Origin of the sequence: Tenacibaculum amylolyticum, assembly GCF_964511145.1 — a bacterium.
In the GTDB taxonomy this organism is placed as follows: domain Bacteria; phylum Bacteroidota; class Bacteroidia; order Flavobacteriales; family Flavobacteriaceae; genus Polaribacter; species Polaribacter amylolyticum.
Map to the genome: position 1 here is coordinate 1 of NZ_CAZEFZ010000027.1, position 10,874 is coordinate 10,874.

Here is a 10,874-nt window from a genome sequence, read left to right on the forward strand (position 1 = left end):
TACTTTTACAAACCTAGGAAACTTTAATTCTGGAAGTCATGAAATATTAATGACATTCAGTTTTAGCCAAGAAAGATCTAAGTTTGTGAGATTTTTCTAGAACATATTTTACAGAATTATACAACACAATTAATAAAAAAAGGATGCGTATTATTACGCATCCTTTTACTTTTTATAAGTGAATAAAATTATTACTAAAAGTAATTAATATCCCATTAGTTCAGCTGCTACAGTTATACTCTCAGTAGGTAACTTACAAGCTTTATTAACACAAACATAAATAAGTGTTTTATCTTCATTAAATCGATGTTGTAACAAAGGTAAATCGCTTTTGGTAGTGCTTCCAGATACAAGCATATTAGGGATATATGTTTCTGTAAAGAGTTTTTTAGTTTCTATAACAGCTTCTTTTCCAGAAATAACAGTTTCGTAATAGGGAAGTGCAAAATCTAAATAATTATCAAACCAATTAGAATAAGCTTGAGGGTACTTTTCAATTTTTGGCTGCAGATTATGTAACATGTTCTTACTCATTTCTAAATAAGTATTATTTCCATAATAATGTCCTAGGTATAGTAGATTTTTACTCATAACTGAGTTAGATGAAGGAATAACAACATCTTCAAATTCAAAATTTGTAGCGATTAAAGCAGCATCTTTCTTAGTAGTATATTTGAAATAACCTTGTTCATCATCTAAGAAATGTGTAATAGAATAAGCTGTTAACTCTTTAGCATAAGTCAGCCATTTTTCATTTAAAGTAATTTGATATAAAGAAATATAGGCATTACTTAACAAAGCATAATCTTCGAGATAACCATTAATCTTTCGATTACTCTTACCAATACTTCTATACACTTCCCAATTATTAGAAATAGCATTTTTCTTCAATTGCTTAGCCATTTCAATAGCTTTATTCTTAAATTTCTCTTCTCCAAAAACTTTATAAGCATCCGTAAAGGCTTTTAACAATAAGGCATTCCAAGAAGTTAGTATTTTAGTATCTAATTCAGGTTTTTCTCTTTTAGTACGAGCTTCTAATAATGAAGCTTTCCATATATTTAATTTTTGATGTAATGTAGGTAAAGAAATATGATGTTTTTTTATAAAAATACTATCCTTATACATTTTTACTAAAGCGTGTTTGCCTTCTACTTTTTCAGTAATTCCAATACCAAAATAATCATTAAATAAATCAATGTCTTGTTGTATAAGTGCTGTTAATTCATCCTTAGTCCAAGTATAATAAGCGCCTTCCTCTAGTTCTTTAGTTTCGTTATAACTATCAGCATTTAAAGAAGAAAAATACAAGCCATTTGTATAAAATTCTTTTTCAATGAAGTCTAAAGTTTTATATACAACATCTTTATATAAAGAATTGTTTGTGGTTTGATATCCATAAGAAAATAGAGAAACCAATTGTGCATTATCGTATAACATCTTTTCAAAATGAGGAATATGCCATTTATTATCTACAGTATACCTTGCAAAACCACCTTCTAAATGATCGTTTAAACCACCTAAAGCCATTTTGTTAAGTGTAAGTGTTATAAAATTTTGTAATTCTTTATTTTTAGTTTGATAAGCATAACGTAATAAAAGCAAATAATTATTTGGTCTAGGGAATTGATTGCTACCAATTAGTCCACCATTAATAGTATCAAACTTTTTTTTCCATATGTTAATCATTTCTTTAGCTTTTTCAGCAGAAAACGTTATCTCATTTGGATTTTTTATAACGGTTTGTAACGATTGAATATCTTGCGATAAACGTTCAGCAAAATTGTCTGTATCTGTAGGGTTTTCAGTATAAAACTTTTGAATTCCTTTTAGCGAAGCTAGCCATTCATTTTTAGGGAAATAGGTGCCACCCCAAACTGGTTTTCCATTTGGCAGAATGATACAATTAAGTGGCCAACCACCATTACCTGTCATTATTTGAACAGCAGTCATATACGTTTTATCTACATCTGGATGTTCTTCTCTATCAATTTTAATATTGATAAAGTGTTCATTCATATACTGAGCAACTTCCTCGTTCTCAAAAGTTTCTTTTTCCATTACATGGCACCAATGACAAGACGAATAGCCAATAGAAACTAATACAAGCTTATTCTCTTTTTTAGCTTTTTCTAAATATTTAGCATCCCAAGGAACCCAGTTTACAGGATTATGTGCATGTTGTAATAAATATGGACTTGTTTCGTGAATTAACTCGTTTGTGAATTTTTCCTTTTTTTTCTGAGAACATGAAAAAAAAGAGTAAGTAACAATAGTTAAAAAGAAAATAAATTTAATGTACCGCATACATCAAATATAATGAATACTAAAAGTATGTAAATAAAAAGTGATCGTCTGAAATAAAGACGATCACTTTTTAATATATAAGTTTCTTATTTTAAAAGAACTATTGTTGTCTGAACCAATACCTAGTTTTTCCAATTAAAGCAAAACCAATATAACCTCTAATCTTTAATTTGTTAGGCTCTTCAAGTTTAATAAAGCACTTGTATATTTTTCCAGTTTTAGGATCTAAAATTTTTCCACCAGACCATTCATCTCCATCTTTTTTTAATCCAGTTAAAATATTCATACCTAAAATAGGTTTGTTTTTATTTTTTCCTTTACATAAATCACAAACAGCATTTTGTCTATCCTTATTCGTAATCTCAACAATTTTAGCATACGCTTTTCCATCTTTTTCATAAACTTCAATCACGCTATCTACTGCGCCAGTTTCTTCATTTTTATTTTCCCATTTTCCAAAGATGGTTTGAGCATTCATAGTAATGGTAACTACTAAAAATAAAAGAGTAAGTGTTACTTTCTTCATATATATTAAATTAATTGTATTTTAAAAATGTTACTTCTTATTTAACGTAAAGTGTGGTGTATTAGTTTATGTGAACTAATCATATGTTGCATCAAAATTATCACTCCATTTTCCCTGTACGCGCATAACCTGTTCAATCACATCTCTAGCGCAACCTTCACCACCTTTTTTATCAGAAATGTATTTTGAGAGTTGTTGAATTTCTCTAACAGCATCGTTAGGACATGTAGGAACGCCAACTTTTTCAAGAACAGGAAGATCAGGAATATCATCGCCCATGTATAATACATTTTTAGGTTGTAAACTATACTTCTCTACAAGCTCGTTGTATTGTTTAATCTTATTATGAGCTCCTAAATAAATATCTTGAATTCCTAGATTAGCCAAACGAGTACGCACACCTTCATTTTTTCCTCCTGAAATAATGCAAACATTATATCCAGCTTTTACAGCTGCTTTTAAAGCATATCCATCTTTAATGTTCATTTGTCGTACTAATTCTCCGTTTGGAAAAACAGTAACAATACCATTGGTAAGAACACCATCAACATCGAAAATAAATGTGGTAATGTCATTAAAGAGTTCTTTATAGCTTTTCTCCATTTTGTATTGATTTGGTTATGAGTTTATATACTTCTTTTTGAGATTCATTCAACATCTCAAGATGTTTTGAAATTGTTTCTGTATCGTTTCTTTTAGCGGGACCAGTTTGTGCATCTTTAGGCGATATAGCACTTATTTTAGCAGAAGTTTCTTCAATTAAAGGAAGTAATACTTCAAACGGTACATCATAAGTATCGCAAATATCATTCCCAATTGTATACATATGATTCACAAAATTATTTACAAATACTGCGGCAACATGTAATTTGCTTCTTTGTAGTGAATTAATGGAAAATATTTTAGAGCCTATAGTTTTAGCCAGTCTTTCTAATAATTGATAATCTTTAGTTGTTTCAGCCTCTAAACAAAAAGGAATCGTATTAAAATTTACTTGTTTACTTTTAGAAAAGCTTTGTAAAGGATAAAACACACCTTTTCTACCACTATTTTGTAAGGAATTCATGGTTACACTTCCAGAAGTATGTACCACAAACTTATTTTGTAAATGAGAAGAAACTTCAGAGATAGCATTATCAGAGATAGCTAATATATATACATCAGCCGTTGCTAGTAACGAAATATCATCTGTGATAGAAGTTGTATGTTGAAATTCTTGTATTTGCGCTACAGAACGAGCATATAACTGTTTAACAATTACATTTTCAGTGTTTAAAAATGCTTTTGTTAAATGATAAGCAACATTACCACTTCCCAGAATTACTACAGATATCATAAAGGCGAAGATATTGAAATTATTTGAAGCTGTAGAAAGCTTTTAGTAAATTGGGGAACCAAATTTTTAGTATGGAAAAATCAAATAAATTAGGAATTAATACAATTTGTACGCATGTTGGAGAAGTAAAAGACGAACAATTTAAAGGAGCAGTTTCACCAATCTATTTATCATCGTCATATCAATTTTATGATGTAGATATAAAAAGATATCCTAGATATTTCAATACACCAAATCAAGAAGCTTTATGCAGAAAAATTGCAGCTTTAGAAAAAACAGAAAGTGCTTTGATTTTTGGCTCAGGAATGGCTGCAATTAGTACTACTTTAATGGCTTTTTTACAACAAGGAGATCATGTAGTGTTACAACAAACATTATACGGAGGAACCTATAATTTAGTTGTAGAAGAGTTTCATAAGTTTGGAATTGAATATACATTTACAAATAGTTTAGCTGTAGATGATTTTAAAACTGCAATTCAACCAAATACAAAAGTAATTTTTATAGAAACACCTTCTAATCCATTATTAAAAATTGTAGATATTCAAGGAGTTGCTGCATTGGCTAAAGAACATGGAATTATTACAATGATAGATAATACATTTGCTTCTCCTATTAATCAAACACCTGCCGATTTTGGAATTGATATTATGATTCACTCAGCAACAAAATATATGGGCGGACATTCTGATATTTTAGCTGGAGCAGTAGCAGCATCTGAAAACCATATTCAGAAAATTTGGAACTTAGCCAAGAATTTAGGTGGAAGCTTAAGTGATTTTACAGTCTGGATGTTAGAGAGAAGTATGAAAACAATGAGTTTACGTGTACGTAGACAAAGTGAAAATGCATTGAAAATGGCACATTATTTAGAGTCGAATACAAATGTTGCAAAAGTGTATTATCCAGGCTTACCTTCTCATGAAGATTATGAATTAGCAGTTTTTCAAATGGAAGATTTTGGGGGAATGTTATCTTTTGAATTAAATGAAGAAATCGACACGATGGACTTTCAGCGTAATTTACAGTTAATAAAACCGTCTATGAGTTTAGCAGGAATAGAAAGTACGGTATTAAGTCCATCTCAAACATCACATGCATTATTATCTGAAGAAGAAAGAGCAGCACAAGGAATAAAAGATGGTTTGATACGTTTTTCAGTAGGAATAGAAGAAACAGAAGATTTAATAGCAGATATAGAACAAGCGATAGCAAGATTATAAATTTAAAATTGTGAGAAAAAGAAAAGTAATAACCTTAATAACTTTAGTGTTTTGTTTAGCACTATTAGCTCAGAAAAATGAAAGGGATATCTACTTGGATAGTTTGGCAAAACATATTCAATTTAAGTATAAAGGATTAGCTTTTAAAAAAGGTACATTAGATGTCGTGAAAAAAATCCAAGCTTATATCAAAAATAATAACAATAACTATCTAGTAGAAGTTCATACCTGTAGTGTAGGTAAAGCAACAGATAATCAGAAATTAACAGATAAAAGAGCTAAAGTACTTGAGGAATTATTTCTAAAGCAAGGAATAGACTCTTCAAGAATTGTTATTATGGGATTAGGGGAGCGTAATCCTTGTTGTATAACCAGAACTAGAGCTACAAGGTATTTAAATAGAAGGGTAGAATTTAGTAAGATTAGTAAAGACGAAATTAAGAAGTTAAAAAGAGATAAATGAAATTAGACATATTAGCATTTGGAGCACATCCAGATGATGTTGAATTAGGTTGCGCAGCAACCATAGCGAAAGAAGTAGCATCAGGTAAAAAAGTAGGAATCGTAGATTTAACTAGGGGAGAGTTAGGAACTAGAGGATCTGCCGAGTTAAGAGATAAAGAAGCAGCGAATGCAGCAGAGATTTTAGGAGTAACAGTACGTGAAAATTTAGGTTTTGCTGATGGGTTCTTTACAAATGATAAGGAACATCAATTAGAAATTATAAAAATGATACGAAAGTATCAACCAGAAATCGTGTTGTGTAATGCTATTGACGATCGTCATATCGATCATCCAAAGGGAAGTAAGTTGGTTTCAGATGCTTGTTTTTTAAGTGGTTTACTAAAAATTTCTACTGAGTTAGATGGAGAAGTACAAGAAAAATGGCGACCAAAACAAGTGTATCATTATATACAATGGAAAAATATAGAACCAGACTTTGTGGTAGATGTAAGCAGATTTATAGATAAGAAAGTAGCTGCAGTAATGGCGTATGCTTCTCAGTTTTATGATCCAAAAAGTAACGAACCTGAAACACCAATTACTAGCAAGAACTTTACAGATAGTATAATTTACAGAGCACAAGATTTAGGAAGATTAATAGGAGTGTCTCATGCAGAGGGATTTACAGTAGAAAGATATGTGGCAGTAGAAAATTTAAGTAAATTAAAGTAAAAAAAGTTTGTGATATTTTAAAAATGGTCTTATATTTGCACCCGCAAGTTGCAAATGGTGATTGTAGCTCAGTTGGTTAGAGCGCCGGATTGTGGTTCCGGAGGTCGCCGGTTCGAACCCGGTCTTTCACCCAAAAAAAACTCTTCTAGAAATAGAAGAGTTTTTTGTTTATATAACTTATAGGGTTTAATTAAGAAGGAAATTTTATGCGAATAGTTTAAAAGTAATACTTCATTCTTCTTTTTTCTGAATATATTCTACAATACTGCTTTTATATAATTTCAATGATAATTAAATAAAAAATATATTCTTTGATAGTGGGTCAAAGAATATATTTTGATAGAATTTCGGGGTGCTTAACAATTATCAGGGAACATGATAAAAGTAGGGGGGGACTACAAATATATAATAGTTTGATTACTTTATTTTTGAAATTTTAAATTTCAAAACTTTAACATGTTTCAAATTATAATTAAAAATATTAATTATGTTTTATAAATGTAATTTTTTATTTCTTTCTGTATTGTTGTCTGTAATGTTGGTTTGGATCATATCAGGGTAAACCCTTAAAAGTAATTCAGGGTATCTCGCGTTTTTGAGGTAAAGAGAAACTATATATTTTTGAATAGGTTAATACAGGAATATAGAAGTCAATTGAAATGCAAGCTTCAGATTTAAAAATATTAAGTCAACTAAAGAGTGATTTTCTAAAAACTAGTGCAGCAATTAATTACTAAGACAAACAATTATTGAAATACAACTAGACTGGATTTAGATGTTAAGTGTATAAGTTAACTTTACTATAATTATTAAATATAAAATTATAGTAAAAATGAAAAATTTAAGTAAAAAATTAGTTTTAGTTGTGGTGTTAATTATAGGAGCGTTTGCGTTAAATAGTTGTACTGATAATACAATCGAACAAATAGAAGAAATTAGTAATAATGACATACAACTTATCGAAAACGAAGAAGCTGGAGATGACGAAGATGAGGAGCAGCAAGAGAGAGAGGATGATTAAATCTTCATTTTTTGGAGTATTGTTTTTATTAGTTTTTGTTTTGCCTTTTATTCATAGTGAATTTAAAAGGTATCAAGAATGGAAACCTTATAAAGAGCATTATAAAAAATATAATGTAATAATCGGTAAAGCTAATAGTAGCATGAAAGATATTGCAAAAGAATTAAGAGATGCTGGTTTAGATTATTATGCAAATAAAATCGATGATGTTTCGCTTGTTAAAAAAAATGAATTAAAAGAATACCATAAAATTAAGAAAGAATTAAAGCAAGAGTTTTCGTTTTTAGGATACACTTCATTTAGGTATTTCCTTTACGCTATTGGGATGCCTTTTTTAGCTTTAGTTCTTTCTTTATTTGTGTTGTATATTTTATATAATCCAAGTACAATAAGAGTTTATAAGAATTTCTATAAAGTTGTTTGTTTCGGATTTGTATATGTCTCGTCATTTTGGTTTTTAAGATCTTTTCTTACAAGAACAGATTTTCCAAAATGGTCTTATAATATGAGTTATGTATTGTCAGCTTTAATGGTTACATTGTTGGTGTTTATTCTAGTTAAAATCCTGACTTATATTAATAATGTGAAAAAGAAGAGGCAAGAGGAATTAGAAGAAATGATTAATAGTGGTAAAGAACTCGTAAACCTATTAAAAACAAGTTAAATGAAATCCCCCAAAGAAATTACATTAGAGATTAAAGATTTAATCAAAAAGTTTAAATCTGGAGAATATGATTACACCGAAGTAGTCATAAGATTTAGTAAGTTAATTAATGACTTAGAAGTGATTAAAGGCGGTGATCATGCTTCTGTGATGATACTGAAGAAAAGTTTTTCTGAGTTGATGTTACAATTAGAAGCTGAAGAAAGATTAACTAATGTTTTAAATGAAGAGATTGAAAAAAGTAGAGAGTATAGAGTTCAAGCTGGGTTAACTATTTAATATTTATTATAAATAATAATGAAGGAAAAAATTAGTTTATTCTACCATAATTATGTACGTAAGATATTTCTTCTATTTCAGGGGTGGGGTTATATATTGTGTATCTAACTCTAACGGTTATAGTTTTTGGTAGTTTGTCTGCTCCGTTAATATCAGCTTGAAAACCATTATCATAAATTAAATTTCCATAAGGCGCTCCATAACTGTGTTTTAAGTCAGTAAGAATTCCTTTCTCTGTTTTTCGGATACAATCGTCATTTCCATCCAATTCATATTGTTCGATTGTGAAATTATAATTAGAATCAATAGTTAAAGATCCTTTTGCATAGCAATCATTCCATATAAGTATGGTTTCAGGATTAGTGTTGTTTTTATATTTTATAGTTTTTCTACCTGCTCCAAGTTTGTAAGTTCCTCGTATATCACCACCATCAGGGATGAAGTTTTCTCCTTCAGGATTACAAGAAATTAATAAAAAAGTAGAGATGATAATAAATATTTTTTTCATAACTCAATTTTTTTGTTTACAAAGATATGAGAAAAAATAAGATTACTATAAGAAATTTATTTCTTATATCGTTCAACCCATATTTGATAACCATCTTTATGTTTAAAACGCTTATGAGTCCATAAATAATTAGAAGGTTGTTGTCTAATATTTTTCTCGGTAAGTGCAATGTAAGCATCGGTTATTTTGTAATCCTCAAATTCTTTTGGGGTTTCTGTGATAACTTCAAAAGTAGTTTCGTAATAGCCTCTTTTTACTTTTTTAGTGGCGTAATTAATAATAGCCATATCAAATTTTTTGGCTAATAATTCAGCACCTGTATGCACTGGTACATTCACGCCAAAAAAAGGAGTCCAATGATAAGTTTTATGAAATAAAGGATTTTGATCGCTTAAAAGAATGTAAGCTCCAGAGATACCATTCTTTAAATTCTTAAGCATATCTGGAATAGTGTCTTGCATTTTAGAAGCTTTTAAACCAAACTTTGTTCTAGACTTTTTCATAAAATCATTAAAATACTTGTTCTTAATTTCTTTATAAGTACCAAAAATTTGAATTTCAGAAACTAATGGCATAGAAACAGACCATTCCCAGTTGTTTTGGTGGCATCCAGTAAGAATAATATTTTTCTTTCTTTTAGCAACATCATTTAAAACCTCTGGATTAACAAACTTATATCGTTTCATAGCTTCTTTTTCAGATAAAGAAAAAGCTTTGATGCTTTCTACGATAAAATCAGCAAAATGACGCATGCTCTTTTTTCGTAATGCACGTAATTCTTTAGGTGATTTTTCAGGAAAAGCAAGCTGTAAATTACCATAAACAACCGTTTTTCGGTAACCAACGATATGGTAAATTATAAAAAATAAAAAATCAGATAATATGTATAAAAGCCTAAGTGGTAGGCGAGAAAGTGTCCAAATAAACGGATATGCAATGATAAATGCTAATAACTTCATTTAAAATTATTTTTTGCAAATATCGTATTTATATATAAAATGAGCTGCATCATAAACTTTTCCTTAAGTTTGTGATATATTTAAGGGGAATGAATACAATTATTTTAGTGCTAATAGTCAGTAATGTCTTAGTAAGTTATAAGGGGTTTCAGGACATATTATTTTTCAATCGTTACAAGTTTCAAATTGGTAAAATTTTAGAAGGAGAGAAGTTGAGGATGATTACCTCAGGTTTTTTACATGGCAGTTGGTTGCATTTAGGTTTAAATATGTATGCTTTATACTTATTTGGAAGCATTGTAGTAAATCACTTCAGTACTACGAATTTCTTATTGATTTATTTTGGAAGTATGTTGGCGGGGGCATCATATGCATTATACCGTAATAAAAATGATCATTATTATTCAGCTGTTGGAGCATCAGGAGCTGTTATAGGAATTGTTTTTTCGGCGATAATGTTATATCCAGATATGGAATTAATATTATTTCCAATCCCAATTCCTTTGCCAGGATATGTTTTTGGAATAGGATATTTGTTGTATTCTATTTATGGAATGAAAGAGCAATTAGGAAATGTAGGTCATTCAGCACATTTAGGAGGTGCAATGGGTGGTTATGTCCTAACGATATTTTTAAAACCTTACGTAGTGAATAATAATATCCTCATGATTATTGTAATGGGAGCAATAATTGCAGGTCTGTTGTTATTTGGCGATCGATTAGAGAGAGGGTTTAAATAAAACTGTAAATAATAGTAACTTTTATAAAGTTTAAAGCATAAAAAAACCGAAACAAATTGTTTCGGTTTTTTTTGAGCGGGAGACCGGGTTCGAACCGGCGACATTCAGCTTGGAAGGCTGACGCTCTACCAACTG

At 29.7% G+C, this 10,874-nt stretch carries 13 protein-coding genes and 1 tRNA gene; 8 read left to right on the plus strand and 6 right to left on the minus strand.

Features of this window, described 5'->3' with window-relative positions; genetic code table 11:
- Positions 1 to 204 precede the first annotated feature (204 nt).
- The 4 genes from ACKTTC_RS10530 to ACKTTC_RS10545 all read right to left on the minus strand — a co-directional run bounded on the left by ACKTTC_RS10530 (position 205) and on the right by ACKTTC_RS10545 (position 4,169).
- The gene (locus tag ACKTTC_RS10530) at positions 205 to 2,307 is read right to left on the minus strand and encodes a thioredoxin domain-containing protein (RefSeq protein WP_408039786.1); all 2,103 of its coding nucleotides are present in this window, start codon (positions 2,305 to 2,307) and stop codon (positions 205 to 207) included.
- 100 nt (positions 2,308 to 2,407) lie between these two features.
- On the minus strand, positions 2,408 to 2,833 hold the full coding sequence (locus ACKTTC_RS10535) for a DUF2147 domain-containing protein (RefSeq protein WP_408039787.1): 426 nt from the start codon (positions 2,831 to 2,833) through the stop codon (positions 2,408 to 2,410).
- 75 nt (positions 2,834 to 2,908) lie between these two features.
- A complete protein-coding gene (locus ACKTTC_RS10540; protein WP_408039788.1) occupies positions 2,909 to 3,436 on the minus strand; it encodes a KdsC family phosphatase in 528 nt (175 codons plus the stop codon).
- Complete coding sequence (locus ACKTTC_RS10545; RefSeq protein WP_408039789.1) at positions 3,420 to 4,169, minus strand: Rossmann-like and DUF2520 domain-containing protein; 750 nt, start codon at positions 4,167 to 4,169, stop codon at positions 3,420 to 3,422. Before ACKTTC_RS10545 ends, ACKTTC_RS10540 begins: the two co-directional genes overlap by 17 nt.
- Before the next feature lie 71 nt (positions 4,170 to 4,240).
- Here ACKTTC_RS10545 and ACKTTC_RS10550 point away from each other — a divergent pair, with 71 nt between their 5' ends.
- The 7 genes from ACKTTC_RS10550 to ACKTTC_RS10580 all read left to right on the plus strand — a co-directional run bounded on the left by ACKTTC_RS10550 (position 4,241) and on the right by ACKTTC_RS10580 (position 8,532).
- Positions 4,241 to 5,392: a trans-sulfuration enzyme family protein gene (locus tag ACKTTC_RS10550; RefSeq protein WP_408039790.1), complete on the plus strand. Its 1,152-nt coding sequence runs from the start codon at positions 4,241 to 4,243 to the stop codon at positions 5,390 to 5,392.
- Positions 5,393 to 5,402: 10 nt separating this feature from the next.
- On the plus strand, positions 5,403 to 5,855 hold the full coding sequence (locus ACKTTC_RS10555; RefSeq protein WP_408039791.1) for an OmpA family protein: 453 nt from the start codon (positions 5,403 to 5,405) through the stop codon (positions 5,853 to 5,855).
- Positions 5,852 to 6,568: a bacillithiol biosynthesis deacetylase BshB1 gene (gene bshB1 / locus ACKTTC_RS10560; protein WP_408039792.1), complete on the plus strand. Its 717-nt coding sequence runs from the start codon at positions 5,852 to 5,854 to the stop codon at positions 6,566 to 6,568. The genes ACKTTC_RS10555 and bshB1 overlap by 4 nt, the downstream gene beginning before the upstream one ends.
- A 56-nt stretch (positions 6,569 to 6,624) precedes the next feature.
- Positions 6,625 to 6,700: transfer RNA gene (locus ACKTTC_RS10565), tRNA-His, on the plus strand.
- A gap of 700 nt (positions 6,701 to 7,400) precedes the next feature.
- A complete protein-coding gene (locus ACKTTC_RS10570; protein WP_408039793.1) occupies positions 7,401 to 7,589 on the plus strand; it encodes a hypothetical protein in 189 nt (62 codons plus the stop codon).
- On the plus strand, positions 7,582 to 8,253 hold the full coding sequence (locus tag ACKTTC_RS10575) for a hypothetical protein (RefSeq protein ID WP_408039794.1): 672 nt from the start codon (positions 7,582 to 7,584) through the stop codon (positions 8,251 to 8,253). Before ACKTTC_RS10570 ends, ACKTTC_RS10575 begins: the two co-directional genes overlap by 8 nt.
- On the plus strand, positions 8,254 to 8,532 hold the full coding sequence (locus tag ACKTTC_RS10580) for a hypothetical protein (RefSeq protein WP_408039795.1): 279 nt from the start codon (positions 8,254 to 8,256) through the stop codon (positions 8,530 to 8,532).
- A 31-nt stretch (positions 8,533 to 8,563) separates the two neighbouring features.
- Here the strand turns inward: ACKTTC_RS10580 and ACKTTC_RS10585 are convergent, their stop codons facing one another.
- Complete coding sequence (locus tag ACKTTC_RS10585) at positions 8,564 to 9,040, minus strand: hypothetical protein (RefSeq protein ID WP_408039796.1); 477 nt, start codon at positions 9,038 to 9,040, stop codon at positions 8,564 to 8,566.
- A 56-nt stretch (positions 9,041 to 9,096) separates the two neighbouring features.
- On the minus strand, positions 9,097 to 9,999 hold the full coding sequence (locus ACKTTC_RS10590; protein WP_408039797.1) for a lysophospholipid acyltransferase family protein: 903 nt from the start codon (positions 9,997 to 9,999) through the stop codon (positions 9,097 to 9,099).
- An 89-nt stretch (positions 10,000 to 10,088) separates the two neighbouring features.
- Here ACKTTC_RS10590 and ACKTTC_RS10595 point away from each other — a divergent pair, with 89 nt between their 5' ends.
- On the plus strand, positions 10,089 to 10,739 hold the full coding sequence (locus ACKTTC_RS10595) for a rhomboid family intramembrane serine protease (RefSeq protein ID WP_408039798.1): 651 nt from the start codon (positions 10,089 to 10,091) through the stop codon (positions 10,737 to 10,739).
- Positions 10,740 to 10,874 lie beyond the last annotated feature (135 nt).